The organism is Novipirellula methanifontis, assembly GCF_052161655.1.
In the GTDB taxonomy this organism is placed as follows: Bacteria; Planctomycetota; Planctomycetia; order Pirellulales; family Pirellulaceae; genus Novipirellula.
Map to the genome: position 1 here is coordinate 6,402,510 of NZ_CP197418.1, position 15,740 is coordinate 6,418,249.

At 54.9% G+C, this 15,740-nt stretch carries 13 protein-coding genes; 3 read left to right on the plus strand and 10 right to left on the minus strand.

Going from position 1 to position 15,740, the window contains the following annotated elements:
* The first annotated feature begins 130 nt into the window (after positions 1-130).
* Positions 131-769 carry a protein phosphatase 2C domain-containing protein gene (locus SH528x_RS23085; RefSeq protein WP_442505807.1) on the plus strand — a complete coding sequence of 213 codons (639 nt, stop codon included), beginning with the start codon at positions 131-133 and terminating at the stop codon, positions 767-769.
* A 33-nt stretch (positions 770-802) separates the two neighbouring features.
* On the opposite strand, the gene SH528x_RS23090 is transcribed toward SH528x_RS23085, so the two are convergent.
* The 10 genes from SH528x_RS23090 to SH528x_RS23135 form a co-directional block, all read right to left on the minus strand.
* Entirely contained in the window at positions 803-1,126 is a 324-nt protein-coding gene (locus tag SH528x_RS23090) for a co-chaperone GroES (RefSeq protein ID WP_442505808.1), read from the minus strand.
* 127 nt (positions 1,127-1,253) lie between these two features.
* A complete protein-coding gene (locus tag SH528x_RS23095) occupies positions 1,254-3,062 on the minus strand; it encodes a multiheme c-type cytochrome (protein ID WP_442505809.1) in 1,809 nt (602 codons plus the stop codon).
* Positions 3,063-3,092: 30 nt separating this feature from the next.
* A complete protein-coding gene (locus SH528x_RS23100) occupies positions 3,093-4,337 on the minus strand; it encodes a DUF1573 domain-containing protein (RefSeq protein ID WP_442505810.1) in 1,245 nt (414 codons plus the stop codon).
* Positions 4,338-4,394: 57 nt separating this feature from the next.
* Entirely contained in the window at positions 4,395-6,839 is a 2,445-nt protein-coding gene (locus SH528x_RS23105) for an O-antigen ligase family protein (protein WP_442505811.1), read from the minus strand.
* Positions 6,818-7,924 carry an MraY family glycosyltransferase gene (locus SH528x_RS23110; RefSeq protein WP_442512165.1) on the minus strand — a complete coding sequence of 369 codons (1,107 nt, stop codon included), beginning with the start codon at positions 7,922-7,924 and terminating at the stop codon, positions 6,818-6,820. Before SH528x_RS23110 ends, SH528x_RS23105 begins: the two co-directional genes overlap by 22 nt.
* A gap of 299 nt (positions 7,925-8,223) precedes the next feature.
* The gene (locus SH528x_RS23115; protein WP_442505812.1) at positions 8,224-9,027 is read right to left on the minus strand and encodes a hypothetical protein; all 804 of its coding nucleotides are present in this window, start codon (positions 9,025-9,027) and stop codon (positions 8,224-8,226) included.
* Positions 9,028-9,172: 145 nt separating this feature from the next.
* Positions 9,173-10,123 (minus strand): tRNA pseudouridine(55) synthase TruB, encoded by a 951-nt coding sequence (gene truB / locus SH528x_RS23120; protein WP_442505813.1) that lies wholly within the window; start codon positions 10,121-10,123, stop codon positions 9,173-9,175.
* Between the two features lie 8 nt (positions 10,124-10,131).
* Complete coding sequence (gene mog, locus SH528x_RS23125; protein WP_442505814.1) at positions 10,132-10,665, minus strand: molybdopterin adenylyltransferase; 534 nt, start codon at positions 10,663-10,665, stop codon at positions 10,132-10,134.
* Between the two features lie 21 nt (positions 10,666-10,686).
* The gene (locus SH528x_RS23130; RefSeq protein WP_442505815.1) at positions 10,687-11,703 is read right to left on the minus strand and encodes an SGNH/GDSL hydrolase family protein; all 1,017 of its coding nucleotides are present in this window, start codon (positions 11,701-11,703) and stop codon (positions 10,687-10,689) included.
* The gene (locus SH528x_RS23135; RefSeq protein WP_442505816.1) at positions 11,696-13,546 is read right to left on the minus strand and encodes a chloride channel protein; all 1,851 of its coding nucleotides are present in this window, start codon (positions 13,544-13,546) and stop codon (positions 11,696-11,698) included. Before SH528x_RS23135 ends, SH528x_RS23130 begins: the two co-directional genes overlap by 8 nt.
* A gap of 374 nt (positions 13,547-13,920) precedes the next feature.
* Between SH528x_RS23135 and SH528x_RS23140 the strand changes: the two genes are divergently transcribed.
* Complete coding sequence (locus SH528x_RS23140; protein WP_442505817.1) at positions 13,921-15,357, plus strand: YeiH family protein; 1,437 nt, start codon at positions 13,921-13,923, stop codon at positions 15,355-15,357.
* Between the two features lie 98 nt (positions 15,358-15,455).
* Positions 15,456-15,695 carry a hypothetical protein gene (locus SH528x_RS23145; RefSeq protein WP_442505818.1) on the plus strand — a complete coding sequence of 80 codons (240 nt, stop codon included), beginning with the start codon at positions 15,456-15,458 and terminating at the stop codon, positions 15,693-15,695.
* Positions 15,696-15,740 lie beyond the last annotated feature (45 nt).

The window sequence follows — 15,740 nt, forward strand, 5'->3', positions numbered from 1 at the left end:
GTCATTGCGAGCAGTGACCAACCACTCGGCGGGTGATGAATAATGTTTGTTTAGGTCGGCACTAGTCAAAAAGCCATTGGCGTACGCGGGGATGGCGAACGCGACTCATTCATCCGTCGGAGGCGTTATTGTGACATCCTTTGAAACCGTCTATCTCGTGGAGTCACACAGTGATCGCGGTGAGGATCGTATAGCTGTGATTGCCGATGGCGACCGTACGGTCATCGTGGTCGCGGATGGGGCGGGAGGCACGGGCAGCGGTGATGTGGCTGCGGATACGTTGGTTCGCGAGATTCGGTCGGTTTGCTCGCGAATTGAAACTGCCGATCAATGGGCCCACGAATTGCGGCAACTTGATTTTCGCATTCCTGCGGGTGAGTCCACAGTGGTGGTCGTTGATTTGCGACTCGATCGAATCATCGGCGCAAGCGTCGGCGACAGCGCAGCCTGGATCATCGACGAGGGTAATGTGTTTGATCTCACCCGAAATCAAGTGCGTAAACCTTTGCTCGGTTCCCAGCAGGCACGACCTGTGGCATTCACACATCAACCGTTGTCTGGCACGTTGCTAGTCGGCACTGACGGATTCTTCAACTACGCCAAACGCGATGCCGTGCCGCCCGTGGTTTCACGATCGGATTTCTTCTCGATCCCTCGCAAGTGCCTGGAAATGGTCCGCTTGCCTTCAGGCCAACTTTGGGACGATGTGGCGATCGTCGCGTGCCGGGTACGACGTGCACCTCAATCACGCAAGCGATATTCATTGTGATGAGTGCTTGCGTGTTGCCTTGCATTCTGACGACTATTCAGGCTTCTTTTTCCGAAAGACGGCGACAACGTCTTCGACTGGGATCACGAACAATTGATTGTCGTGTTCCAAATCGACTGGAATCATGTTTTTGGGATGAAACAGGATTTTGTCGTATTGGCGTAGTGGCAATTCTTCGTCGTTTTCCACCACGGCACTGATCGTGACGATGCGTCCGGTGATTGTGGGGATCTCTGCTGCATCGGGCAATGCAATTCCACCCCGCGTCTCCCGTTTGGGCTCGTCCTTGCGAACTAAAACACGATCTCCGATGGGTTCGACGTACTCAAAAGTGGTACTCGCGGCCTTCTTCGCCATTACGATCCTAAACTAAGTCTTGGTAGGGGCAATTTGCAATCAAACGCCATTTTCACCTCTCGAGCCCGATTCGTCGAGGCGGCAGGGAAAAGGCTTGCTAGAGAGGCGATTCCTCGCCCTGATCGCACTATTCTTTGCCTTCGTGCTCGACCTGAGGCCAATATTCGTCTTCGAAAGCGTCGTCGAGATGGAAGTCGGGACTGTTGTCCAAGTCGTGGCATTCCATGCACTTCTCCTTTGCCTTGGCGAGCGGCAATTTCATCGCGTCACGGAGCAAATCACGCTCCTGTTCACTGATGCTCGAACCCTCGACTTCGGCTGCCGAGTGCTCGGCCCCCGGCCCATGGCAGTTTTCACAACCATTGCCCGTCAAGTGAGCGCTGTCTTGCAACGACAGGTAGCCAGAAACATAGGGATAGTAGTTCTGAGGATTCCAGCCGGTGACATGACAACTGAGGCATTCGGGATCGAAATGGCGAGGCACGTCGCTGCGTTCACCAGGGTGGACAAGCGATTCGGTCGCTTCGGCATGCGGCGTGTTTTCCCAAATCTCGTAGGCGGTGGTATGACACTCGCCGCACTTTTTGCTGCCTGCAAAGTTACGTCGTGTGGAGTGGGGGATGGGCCGCAATCCGAGTCCTTCGAGACCGAGGTCGCGAAGTTGGTTCTGATATTCCGCCATCAGTTTCCGCATTTCCTGGGCGTCGTCGAATTCATCCGTCAATGGAACTCGGCAGTATTTCATAGGGGCGTTGCGGTACAGACCGACGAGTCCCACATACATGCCCTTATTGCCCGTGACCAGCATTCGCGTCTTCGTGCCCTCGATCGTCTGTGCTTGGTAGGTGGGTTCACCGTAGCCACCGGAAACGACGACAATATCGAAACCTTGGACGTCGCGGACCAATTGCTGTGCAGCGGCCTCTTCGCCGAAGAACGTCAACACACGAAAGTCAGGTGATTTTTCGTTGATCGAGGCGAGTGCGGCTTTCGCGGCCGGCACCATCGGATTGACGGCGATGTCCGAGGAAAGTTCGCTTTCCAGTGTCGCAGGATCCAAGATCGTTGTGACGCCGACCTTCATGCCGCCTTTTTCGAATACCTTGTGTTGAGCCATAAACGAAGGCTCGTCCAGTAACACGACGTTGGCCGAGACATACAGAATGTCGTCGATCGAATCGCCTTGCGGGTTGGCAACCGAAAGTAATTCGCCCACACCGAGGCGAACATCTTCGGGACCAAAGCCAACCGATTGGTACTGCATCGATCGCAATGCTTCGGCGGTTCGTTGGAGCTTGATTTCGGCCTGAATTCCAAAACGTCGCACTTGGTTGCCAGCGTCGATAGGGGCCAGATTCCAGCCTTCTTTTTTCAATTGTTCGAGGAACGAGTAGCGACGCGCGACGCCCCCTTTTTGGTTAGCCAGCCCGGTGCAACCACACGGCTCGATGTAACCGTGTTGGTTTCCCGAAAGCACCAACGTTAGATCAGGAGCCGTCCACTTGCGGTAATCCTCGGGGCCGAGCGAGTTTTCCGGAACCTCGGCTTCCGGAATTTTCATTCCCGGCTGATTTGGATGCGCAGGATTCGTCTGTTTCGAATCGGCCGCGATATCGGATTTCATCGGCGGCGTATCACTACCGCTCTTGTTGGCATCCGAATCACCCGCTGGATTTGCCTTTGCGTCTGGCACCCCGACCGGCGTCGGAATGACCTCGATTTTGATCGGGGGAGCACCGGCGGGAGCTTGGGCGTCAATTGATCCTGCCATGATCGCCATCAATGACGTGATGCTCAGTCCAACGACAAGCAAACGAGGGCTCAAGTGCCGGACGGATGTTACTCCATCACGCGGGTGATTCTGGATCGCAGCATCAATATCGGTTGACAAACCGGAAGGATCGCGCAAAGCAGACTTCGTAACTTGATTCTTCATACGACCCAAATCTAAAAAGCAACGGGGTGACTATTTTGGTTCCATTGAAAACTTGACACCGACCACCAATTTGCCGACCGATTCACCGTTATCCGAGGTAATCCGAATTTTGCCGTAATCGTCTTTGTTGCGGCCGAGTCGCTGGATCGCCTCGGGGCCCGGAATCAATTTGATTTCAAGCGGATAGAGTGTCATTGACGAGCGAACGAGTTTTTCGCCAAACGTCGCCTCAACAATCCCCTCCGGTTCAACACTTTCAATGCTTAGAGTTGTATTGTCGCGATCTTGACCCTTTAGCACAACAAAGGTTTTCGCCGTAAAGGGTCCTTCTGGCTTAACTTCTCCGAAATCGTAGATGTAGTTTCCACCGTCAGAGCCTGTGAGCTTCGGGTTGGGGATCATACTGATCGCGCCGACAACTTTGCCCGTGATCGGAGTAACCAAGAATTTCTCTTCTTCCTTGTCACCCGCATCAGACTTCGGGTTTTCTTGTACGAAGCCGAACATCGCGTTCTGCGAAACGGCGCCTTGTTTCATCCCCGGTTTGATGGTGATGGTGATGTCAAATCCCTGGATTGCCGATGAACTCGCGCCGTCTGCTTCGGAAGGTTCAAACGGCTCAACTTTGATGTCCGCCAATTCATTCAACGCATCGCTGCTGAATTTGAATGTTGTATGTTTGATCGGGGGATCCATGAAGCTGTAAACTTTGGCGGTCAGCGTGACGGTTTCATCCGCTGAAACATCGCCAAAGGTCAACGCATCAGGAATCATTTCCAAATCACCTACGACGCGGCCTTCGATTTTCAAGTCGATCGCGTAATGTTTGGGATCGTTCGTTAGCAACTGTGCCGATTGGCCGAATGACTTGGAATCTGTTTTGACGTCCCATTCCAATCGAACCTCGGTCTGTTCGCCTGGTTTTAGCACGTCGTTATCGAGTGTTCCCAAGGTACATTTGCACGTCGTTGCCCCCAAACGGAGCTTCAGGTCACCCTCGCCAGAGTTTTTAATCACGAAAACGTGCTCGCCTTTTGTCCCTGGCGCCATGGTGCCGAAGTCGTACGTGCTTCCGTTGGGTAATTCGACCTCGGGATTTTTGGCTTGAGCGACGTTCATGTAGAATTCGTCAATGTTTTCGCCAGTGATGTCGCCACCGAAGACCATTTCGCCCATCTGAGCCTTGCGATGACCGTACGCAGCGTAATTGATCCCCCATCCGGCAATGGAACCTGCGACCGCCACGATGGCTAAAAGCACCCAGAATCTGCTCATAATTCAACCGTTATCTAAAAGGGGGAGAGGATGGTTGGAGGATTGAAAATGAATGGGTTACGGTACGTCCGTTTGCCCTAATTGGTTCATCAATAACTCGCTCGCAGGGCGTCTTTTGGGCTCGGCCGCAGCTCGGACACCGATCGGCCGTGCTTCGAGAATCATTTGACTTTCTAACATCCGGTCCATGGTAAAACGTAGTCCCGAGAGCCACTGGGCTCGTTGGGCCATTTCAGTGGCCTGGGCCGAGTTGCCGGCCGCACGCAAAACTTCGGCAAATTGAGCTGCCATCCATTGATTCGAAGGGCTCCAGGTTTCTGCTTCGGCAAACGTGCTGAGTGCATTTTGCAGATCTTCCTGCCGTCCGAAACGCTGAAAAACGTGCAATTGTGCCGTTCCAAGTTCGCGATAGGCACTCGGATCTTGTCCCGCTCGCTGTTTGGCTTGCTCTACCAGCGACTGCCAAGTGCTTCGCCGCGAGATACCGGCGGCGTCATCGTCCACCGCAGCTCGGACGATCTCCCAGCGGTAGGCGTCCGCACGCCAGCGGACGGCTTCTGCGGACCACGGGTCGGCCGCCATCGCTTCGCTCAGCAACGCATCCATGTTCTGAAAATTCGTCCTTCCTCGCGATTTGGAAACCTCGCTCAACAGCCGCTGCTGGTGCGAAACAGGCAAAATCGACATCCAAACCGACGCGCCAAGCAGCAGCACGCTGGCGGCAGATCCCAGGATGCTCCATTTCCGCTCTCGCCAATAGCGGGACGCCGGATCGGAAACGGCAACGCGATGCTCGGATTTCCCCGTTTCAATATTTGCAGTCCCGCCATTAACTGGTTTCGAAGAGGACATTGCTCGGCATAACACGGCGGTCATTAACCACACGCAAATGGCGACTCCGGGCACGGTCCATCCGCCTGCGATCGACAGGTGAACCAACATCGCCAAGATCGCGGCGGCACCGAGTGAATGCAGATCGCGGTCGCTCAAGCGGCGAAGGTTTTTCCATGCCACGACCATCGCGGCGATGCAAAGCGGCACGCCGAACAGGTCGGCTTCGATATCCGGAACACGTAGAACGATAAAACCAATGATCCAGACCAGCAGAAAACTGACCGCTGCACCGAGCCACACGAAGAGAGCTGCGTTCCACCATCGCTCGGCAGCCGGGCCAACATTTCCGTCGGCTTCGTTGAACTGTTGACGCCGCGATCTCCAGCAAACAGCGACGGCAACGGCCAAACAAATCAGCAACCCCGCCGCGATCCATCCTCCACTGGCCAACGTTTCGAAAAAGAAGTTATGGGGTTCCGCGATCTGCTCATTCGCACTGGGTTCACGGAATCGTTCGTAGATCATCTGGTAATTGCCAGGCCCTGCACCAAACAGTGGCATTTCTGTGACCATTGCGATCGTGGACCGCCAGTACTGGATCCGAAACGCCAGTGACGCAGGTGCTTGTTCGATCCATTCGCGGTTCCCCCACGTCAGGATTCCGCCTCCGACGATTGCGGCGACCGAGGCGATTGCCGCTAGTGCGACGAAGACCGTTCGCCGATGTCGCCCCAAGTTAGCCGACATGATCAGCAGAATCGCGGCTCCGATAAAGATCGCAACCACCGCCGATCGACTTCGCGTCGCCAGCAGTGCAATTACCAACAACGCGATCAAGCCGACCCAGCAAACTCGTCCTGGCACGGACATTCGTGCTCCCTGAAACCATAACCCCGAGATTGCGATCATGATTCCAACGACCAACACGCCGGCCAACGAGTTTGCCAAGGCAAATGTCCCGGTGGGGCCACCGTCGCGCAATCGATTCTCGAACACAATACGCTCGGACGATCCCGGCGGCGCATCGATCCCGGCAAGCAACAACATCGGCTCGGGGTTGGCTTCGTAAGCGGCTCGCATTTGCGGCAGACTGATGAATTGCTGGTGCAGACCATGCACCGCCTGCGCCACGGCACATCCGAACAACAGAGTCACGATGCCTCGCACAACCATCGGTTGCGCGAACAAGCGACGAGCCGCAAAGAAAACGGCTGCTGCACTGACCCAAATCCATGCTTCGTTCGTGGCAAGACGCAAATTCCCTGGGGGGCTGCTCCCAAAGGCAGCGATCATCATCCAGCCCGCAAGCAACCACGGCACCCAATCCAGGACAAGCGAAACACCATGGTTGCGAACTTGCGCCTTGGTTCGTTTGGCGAACGAGTTTGCGATCAGCACAACAAGCGAGAATGCGGCGAACCAAAGTCCGTCGCCCTGCTCGACCGCCACACTATCGCTGGGGTGGTACTGCGAATAAACCAAGACGGATGCCAACACAAAAATGGCGATTCCGTTTGGCAAATGGCTGAATCGGTAGGGGCTCGGTTTGACGCTCGAGTTTGGCGGGACGGATGGCACCGTGGCTTGTTCGATCGTGGCGTCCGATTCGTCCGCGCGTTTCTCTGCGCTGCGTCCGCTTCGACGTTCTATTCTTTGTCGCTTTGCCACTGAGTCGATTCCAAGATGATCACAAGCAACAACATACAAGCCACGATCCCGATCACCATGATCGCTTGAGCGAGCTCAACATGGGTTAACAAGATCGAAGCCAGGCCGCAGGTGCCGGTTACCAAGTAAATTGTCAACACCGCCTGAGTGCGGCTCAAACCGAGCTCGACCAAGCGGTGCGAAAAGTGGCTGCGGTCACCCACAAATGGACTTCGTCCTTGGCGGATACGAATCCAAAGCACCGTTGTCATGTCATACAGTGGAACCGCCATCACGCAAAGTGGTGCCAACATTGCATGCGGACGTGATCCGTCACTCGTTGCAAACGTCGCCATCAACATCGAGACAGCAATCAGGAATCCAATCAAATAACTACCGCCATCGCCCATGAAAATTTTGGCAGGCGGTCGATTGTGCCATAAAAATCCCAGCAGAGAACCACACACAACTAATAACAGTGCGGCCACAAACAATTGAGGCTGCGAGGTACCGGGATCAGCCGTCGTCAACATCACAATCGCCATCGACGCGGCAATGATCGCGGCAACACCGCCGCTGAGTCCATCCATATTGTCGAGCATGTTGAATGAGTTGATCAGCCCCACGATCCAGATGACCGACAAGACTTTGGTCAGCCACGCGACGCTGATAAACGCGGTCAATCCAAAATCCAACCCATAGACCACAAACGCGGCCACGGCGAACTCAACCGCAAGCCGCAACCAGGGGTTCACTCCGCCTCGATCATCGATCACGCCCAGAATCGTCAGCACCGTGCCGGCACCGAGCAGCCACCATAACTGGGCGACACGTGACCAGACGCCTTCCAAATGCGGAACTACAAACGCCGGCAAGTGCGATTGCAAATCAACGTTGCTGCGTAGAATCGCCACCGCGATCGTGCCCAGTGCAAACGTCACCACGATGCCCGACCAAATTCCGATTCCGCCGCCAAGTGGTGTGACGTTGGTATGGGTGCTGTGCCCGCCCGGACGCGCAACCAAGCCAAGCTGTACGGCAAATCGGCGAACCGGATAGATGGTCAGCAGAGAAACGACCAACGGGGGGAGGACCGTCACAGCGATCAACCAACCAAGCCACTGTGAAAGATCCAACAACGCGGAGACCCTATTGAAATAGAAAAGTTTAGATTGGAACGAGCGGCAAATTGTCGTTGATCGCTCCGCGATCATTACGTTGGATCGCGGAGGACGAACGGTTTATTACTTTCGTAGCTACGCTCGCCAGAGCGTGGATTTCCGCCGTCTGGCGACGGCAGCTACGTCAAAATTCGACAGGTAATCACGTTGGATTGCGGAGCGATCCACGACGCTAATCTCCTGCTCGGTCCCTACGTCTCGAGCGAGTCAAAAGTTCAGTTCGCTTATTCAACAGCGTTTGGTTGACGGGGAACCGGATTCAATGGCGGCACAATAACTCGGGGTGGCTTTCCGCCTTGCTGGAAAATTTTGTGAGCGGCTGGATTTTCCTTCTTCAGTTCGTCTGCATTTTTGTAAGTCTTTTTGGGGGCCTCGTTGCCGGCGACGATTTCCGTCACTTCGATGCTGCCGTCGGCCTTTTCCGCGACTTTAGTTGTCTTGTTGTTTTCGGTCACCTCCACCGACTTGATCCCATTGTTAAAATGGATTTTTACGGTGCGTCCCAACTGCCTCGCATTATTGATGCCCCCGATCTGAATTTGGAATCGGCCTTGGACTTGTGCACCGGCAATGATTGGACGACCGACGATTCTTCCACCCATGCCAAACGGATTCGCCAATTCGTTGCTTCCGCTTGATGATTCCAAGACACGTTTGGCTTTATCAGCGACCTGGATGGAATCCCCTTCTGCAAGTGACTGCAAAGTCGCTTGCGCCGCAAGTTCAAGATGAGTGTCGTTGCCGAGCAGGTGCTGCTGCAAAATTTCGAACGCACGACCGGAAACTTCGTGGCTGTCGCTGTGGGTCGCTTTGGCAAGATCGGCGATCGCGCGTTCACCGAGAGAACGAAGTTGGTTTGCTGCGAGTTGTCGATCGCCAAATTTGTCCGAGTCGAGTTGCTCGATCAACTGTTTGACAATCCTTGAATCGCCAGAGTCCGTGGATTTCTGATCCGCTGCGGTGCACCGCAACGTGGGAAATGTCGTCAGCACCACAATCGCAAGCAATGTTGTTAATTTCGGTGGCATCAGAGTTTCCAGTGGAAATGAGTTCGCTACGTGCTCAATTTAACCAGATTGTCGCGATCAATGCCACGTTCGTTCGCCGATCATTGGGGCCACTTGGAACAATCGACAACGCTGCTGCAAATCCGAATAACGTATTGCCACCTGCTTAAGACAACTGCCGCGGCTCGAGCGGAAAGACACGTTCGGGATACCAGGCGGGATCATAGGCTTTCGTTTTACCGCGAACGATCGCAATCAAGCGTCCGTCTGTGCGGATGGCTGCTGCGATGCCTTCGTCGGTCGGCTGAGAGGATTCGATCGGTCCTTCACCGCCTGTTAATGGGTCAATCGGCGTGTAATGGGCCGTGCCGAACACGTTCAATCCATTGATTAGCCGAATGGCTTCCTCGTCGTTGACCGACAAATGCGGCAGATGCTCGACACCCAGCCGAGCCAGCTGGACGAAAGGTTCGAGATCGTCGTTGCGAACTTGGTCAATCGAGATCGCGTCGGCTGCGTGAAAAGGCCCCACACGCGTGCGAACCAAATTTGTCATCACTGCGTGAGCCCCGACATTGGCGGCCAAATCAACACCCAGCGAACGAACATACGTCCCCGACCCACACGTGATGTCTAGTTCGACGTTGGGGTAGTCATACTTCAGTATTTTATACTCATACACTTGCACTTTCCGCGACGGCACATCGACTTGTTCCCCATTGCGAATTCGGTCGCAGGCGCGTTTGCCATCGATCCAAATCGCCGAATATGCCGAGGGAACCTGCACCACTTCACCCGTCAACGATTTTGCTGCCGCGATCAATTCATCAAGCGTCGGTGTGGGGTCATCGGGATACTCGGTCAGCGGTTGCTCGAGGTCTCCGGATTCACTGTCGGCACCGAATCGAAACGACGCCAGATATTGCTTGGGGTAATTCTGCACGAACGAGGTCAACCGCGAGGCACGACCTACGCCGAGCACGAGCACGCCTTCGGCGAGCGGATCGAGCGTTCCTGAATGGCCCACTTTGTGAGGACGAACTCGTCGAGCGGCGATGTTGACCAGATCTCGAGACGTCATCCCTGACGGCTTCATGCAGTTGATAAATCCGAACACGTCTGCGTTTACTTTCCTTTTGGGCGAAACGCGACTAGGCGATCCGACTTGGTTTCGATCCGCGGACCGTCGATCAAATCAACACAATAGGGAATCGCCGGGAATACGGCGTCCAGGCATTCGGCAATCGCCGACGGTTTACCCGGCAGGTTGACGATCAAACTTGATCCGCGAATTCCCGCCGTTTGTCGCGACAGAATCGCCGTTGGTACATGTTCGAGCGATACTTTTCGCATCAGTTCCCCAAAGCCGGGCATCATCTTTTCACAGACGAGTTCGGTGGCTTCAGGAGTGACGTCGCGTTTTGCCGGTCCGGTGCCACCCGTCGTCACCACCAGCGAACAATGCTCTTGATCACAGAGTTCGACAATCGCCGCTTGGATCCCTTGAACATCGTCCGAGACGATCCTCGCTACTGGCGTCCATGGACTATCGAGGATCTCGTTCAAGTAATCATGAATCGCCGGACCACCACGATCTTCGTATTCGCCGCGGCTGGCACGATCCGAGACCGTCAGAATTCCAATGCGTATCGGTTGCAAAACAATCGCTCCTTGCTGTCGCTAAAATTGAGTTGTGGGAAAACGCATGAGCATCGAGACGGGTGTCGGTGAATCGGTTTGACTTGGTTCCAGCGTCGATTCGCGAGCGAGGCTGCTGTGCTGGACAATCGCGTTCAAAAATGCACGCCGGATCGCGTCGTAGCCACGGTCGTTGGGGTCTTCGATGTTGGTAAAGAACCAATAGTGAGGATCGCTGGCATCGTAGTGCGGTCGCCAAAATTGCCGACAATGCGACCCGTGACCGAGGAACGTCTCGTAGAGGTCAACCACGTGAACGTTGCTTCGCTCGCTCGCAATCTCTCGGATCGCTTGGTTGTACTGAGCGTGGATCGCCAAACCATCCGGCCAAGCGGGTAAGAAAATGCTAGGGGCATCCCCCACGCCGTCCGTCGGGTCGTAAATGTCAGCGATAAAGATCTCGCAGCCAAGTGGAAATCGTTCTTCGATCTCGTCGAACATCGTTGCTAAACGAGTGCGAAAGTTCGCGATCCAAGGTTGGGCCTGCTCGAGTGTCGCAGAATACATCGCACATTCACGCGGCGCACTTCGGCCATAGCTGTGAATCAAGTCATTGCCACCAGACGTCATTAGCACAATGCCGCGTGCATCTTCATAGACGGGAATCGTGTTTTGGATCACATCAAGATGGGTTTTCGATTCAGATCCTGAGATCGCAAAATTCTCAACTTTCAGATTGGGCAGTACCGCCGACAAACAGACGCCGTCCAGATCTGCGAACTCGTCACTTGGGTTCGTGATCACACGGTTAAAGAAAGTGTGGCTGGGCGATTTCGCCCCCAAACCTGCAGTGATACTGTCACCGACACCGATGACTTGAATGGGATCTTTGGACCAAGTCTTGCGAAACGCACTGGCATCGACCTGCGGGCCTGCGGGGCCTTCGCCGACCGGACGGGCCAGGTAATATTCGATATAGCCAAACACGCCGATGAAGGTCAGAGCGGCGATCGTCAAAAGAATGACGAGCCGAGTCCGTTTCCGTTTGTCCCTAATCATGTTGCTCAGTCTCGCGGCGGTGCTCAAGAATCCTACGATTGTATGCGGCAATCGTTTCTTTTCGCCCTAGAAACCCGAGTAATTTGGTTGGGTTTTCGGGATCGACGACCGGCAATTCATCCACGTTTAACGTCGTAAACTGCTGCATTGCGGTGTTCAAGTCGTCATCGGGCGAGACGCGATAAAACTCGCTGACCATCACGTCACGCGCGTTCGCCAACCGCCACAACGTTTCATCATACAAGTAGGCGCGGACGTCATCTGCTGAGAACAATCCGACCATCGCGTCATTGGAATCGACGACCGGAAAGTAGTGCTGGTTCGTTTTGGCTAAGCGGTGCACGATCTCGTCGAGTGTTTCGCCTTCGTGGATCATCAGCAATCGCCGACCCTTCAAGTAGACGTCTTTGACCGCGAGTCCCTCGAGTACATCGACAAGGAAATCGCCTCGGTGCGCCGGAGACTCCAAGCGTGACGCCACTTGGTGCGTGTACAAAATCCATTTGGAAGAAAAGACAAACGTCAACGCGCACACCAACATCGTGGGCACCAGCAAACCAAAGTCACCGGTCAATTCACGGATCAGAATAATGGTCGAGATCGGCGCTCGCGCGACCCCCGAGAAAAAGCCTGCCATGCCGACCACCGCATAGGCTTCTGGGTACGGAACCCACTCAGGAAACATCGCATGCGCGGCTTGCCCAAACGCTGCCCCGGCACATCCACCGATCACCATCAACGGACCAAACACGCCACCAGAGCCGCCGGAACCAATTGACAAAGAGGTGGTCAACATCTTTGCGACGGCAACGGTTGCCAGAATGCCGATCGTCGATCCGCTGTCCCCGCTGAGGGCGTGTTGCAACGTGCCGTAGCCAGTCCCCAGTATCCCCAGCACTTCCGGGTTGTTTCCGCTGTAGACGAACAAGCCGATGCCGACTAGCCCCGCCAACAAGGCTCCCAACGCAGGACGAAGATGCGGCCAGATCGGCGCGGCTTCGAACAGCTTTTGGGTGGCGTGAAAGAATCGGACATAAAACGCCGCCAAAAACATCAGGATGATCGCCAGTACGGTATAGGGCAACAGCTCCATCGGCGAATGGAGTGTGTGTGCCAGATCGTTTCCAAAGATCGGCTGGAACCGCACTTCCGCAGAGATCGATTGCGTGTAGACACTGTAGGCGACGATCGATGCAATCGCGCTGGGCACGATCACGTCCGCTTCCATATCGGCATCGCTATACAAAATCTCGGCGGAAAAAATCGCTCCGGCAAGCGGGGCACGAAACATCGCCCCGACGCCTGCGCCAACGCCCGCGGCCAACATGATCCGGCGATCGGTCGAGGAAAGGCGTAATCGATCGGCCGTCCAGGCGCCGATGCCGGCGCCAATCTGAGCAATCGGACCTTCGCGGCCGCCCGATCCACCAGTGCCGAGCGTGACTGCCGAGGCAATCGTCTTGACCCAAGGGACCCGCGGATTGACGATTCCTTTGCGATTGTGGAACGCGTCGACGGCCGCATCCGTCCCCGCCCCACTCGCTTCGGGGGCAAGCCAGTAGACAAGTATCCCGGAAACAAGACCGCCCAACGTGATGATTACGACGACCATCCAGGGCGAAAATGGGAGTCCAGAGCTGTCAAAGAACTGATGCTCGCCGATCGAGCCCTCCGACGGGTAACCAGCGAATTGACCCAATGTGAATCGCCGTACCGCCTGCGTCGTCCATTCGAATGCGATCGCGGCGAGGCCAACGGCGAGTCCGACGAACAGTGACAGCAATGACCAGCGGCCTGATGCGTTGAGTTTCAAGGCACGAAAAGGCCGAGCAGGAAATTTCACCGAGACAGAGCAGACAATGAGAGGAGACAAATCAATCGAGCGACATCTGATCCAGATCCGCTCGGGCACTTTTGAGATCCGACACTATAAATCGAGGATGCAATTCCGCGTAAGGAGCCTTTGTCTTTAACCTCTGTTTTTACTCGTCAATTTCACGGATCGGCATTCTTGCGACATCGTCTGCCCCCTAAGCACAAAATCGGCTATGGTTTATCAGCCTCGACTTCCCAGCAGAAGTCGATTTATGCCCCACCTAACCCCAGTTTCGTTGGCTCCGAAAAAACGCAAGGCATCGTGCAAAGATTTGCATGAAGCATTGATTCACGGCGATGCGAAGCTGCCCCCCTCTACCCCAACATCCAACCACCGTGCCGATGAACGATTCATCTCCCTCCGAGAATTTGTCCCCGCAAACACAGGGTGAATCCAACAACGCGTCCGCGACTCCCATGCACATCGACCCACCGTGGTATCGGCGCGAGGATTGGGTTGCTGTGATCGTAGGACTAACCCTGCTTGGGCTAGCTGTCATTTGCATCACATTTGGGCTGCCTGATTCCGAACGAATGGGCAAAGACCTTGTCCATCCCTGGTCAAAGTGGATCGGGAAACCAGGTTCGTGGCAATGGAATCCGCTGGATTCACTCAGTGGAATGGTGCTGCCGCTGCTCGGGTCGCTACTCGTTTGCTGGATTGCGTTCACCGTCGCTGCGGCGATGACGGGGCGTCAAATTGCTCGCTTCGCAATCGCGTTCCCGTTTGTTTTCGCGCTTGCCCTGATCGCGTATTTGATGGAAGGACAAACGACGGTAAAGCATTTGAATTTGTCTTCGGCACTGTGGGCGATCGTGATTGGCTTGATCGTTAGCAACACAGTCGGCGTTCCCGGTTGGTTACGTCCCGCGGTGGCCACGGAACTGTTCATTAAAACTGGATTGGTGGTGCTCGGCGGCGAGATCTTGTTCGATCGTCTATTGGCGCTCGGCGTCCCCGGTATTTTCGTCGCATGGATTGTCACGCCCGTTGTTTTGATCACGACGTTTTGGTTTGGCCAACGTGTTCTGAAAATGGAGTCCAAGACGTTGAACATGGTGATCAGTGCCGACATGTCGGTCTGTGGTGTTTCGGCTGCGATTGCAGCTTCGGCAAGTTGTAGAGCCAAGAAAGAAGAACTGTCGCTCGCGATTAGTATGTCGTTGCTGTTCACGGTGGTGATGATGATCGTGATGCCGTTTGCAATTCAGTGGATCGGACTCGACCCCATCGTGGGCGGTGCTTGGATCGGAGGGACTGTCGATTCAACCGGAGCAGTGACCGCAGCGGGCAAAGCACTTGGCGAAGACGCCGAAAAGATCGCAGTGACGGTGAAGATGATTCAAAACATTTTGATCGGTGTCGCGTCGCTCGGCATTTCGATTTACTGGGTCGCACGAGTGGAACCACAGAGCGAAGGCAAACCGGCTGGAATCGCCGAAGTTTGGCGAAGATTTCCACGGTTTGTTATCGGGTTTTTGATCGCGTCGATCGTGTTTACGACGCTGAACGCCTACCTCGGGAACGGCGAGGAAATCATCAAGGCGACGACAAAGCAGGCGACAAAAGGACTTCGCAATTGGTTCTTCTGTCTCGCCTTTGTCAGCATCGGATTGGACACGCGTTTTGCAGACTTGTTGCCGCAGATTAAGGGTGGCAAGCCGCTGATCCTTTATCTTTGCGGACAAACGCTAAACTTGGTTCTGACGCTAGCGATGGCTTATTTAATGTTCGGAGTCTTGTTCCGTGATACGATTGAAGCGATTTTGGCGAAATAGAATCGTCTAGAAAGTAAACAGGGATGCGGCGGAGACGAGCGTCCTTGTGGGCCTGCAATGTTTTTTGGGCCTGCAATGTTTTTACAGAAATGAAAATCATGCACCACGATCTGGTTGAACAACCGAACCCGACACGAGGGCGACTTCGCTTGCTGGTTGCCGTCACAGCGATTGCGGTCTTGTGGTGCGTTGTTTTGCCCTGGGTCGGAACCACTCGCTACTTCAAACCGATGATCGAACACAATGAGCGTTGGGGCATTGATCCAACGGCGTTATTTTATACCGATGTCGAGACGATGACGTACCGCGACAACATGCTCCGCCGCCCCAGCGACTAGGCGGGGCGTGGAGGTGCCATCCCCAGTCAAAACCATCGACGATCG

Bases quoted from the DNA above. Each gene is read 5' to 3' on its own strand.
- SH528x_RS23130 (WP_442505815.1), bottom strand. From the start codon at position 11,703: ATGATTAGGGACAAACGGAAACGGACTCGGCTCGTCATTCTTTTGACG.
- SH528x_RS23090 (WP_442505808.1), bottom strand. From the start codon at position 1,126: ATGGCGAAGAAGGCCGCGAGTACCACTTTTGAGTACGTCGAACCCATC.
- SH528x_RS23100 (WP_442505810.1), bottom strand. From the start codon at position 4,337: ATGAGCAGATTCTGGGTGCTTTTAGCCATCGTGGCGGTCGCAGGTTCC.
- SH528x_RS23095 (WP_442505809.1), bottom strand. From the start codon at position 3,062: ATGAAGAATCAAGTTACGAAGTCTGCTTTGCGCGATCCTTCCGGTTTG.
- SH528x_RS23115 (WP_442505812.1), bottom strand. From the start codon at position 9,027: ATGCCACCGAAATTAACAACATTGCTTGCGATTGTGGTGCTGACGACA.
- SH528x_RS23140 (WP_442505817.1), top strand. From the start codon at position 13,921: ATGAACGATTCATCTCCCTCCGAGAATTTGTCCCCGCAAACACAGGGT.
- SH528x_RS23145 (WP_442505818.1), top strand. From the start codon at position 15,456: ATGCACCACGATCTGGTTGAACAACCGAACCCGACACGAGGGCGACTT.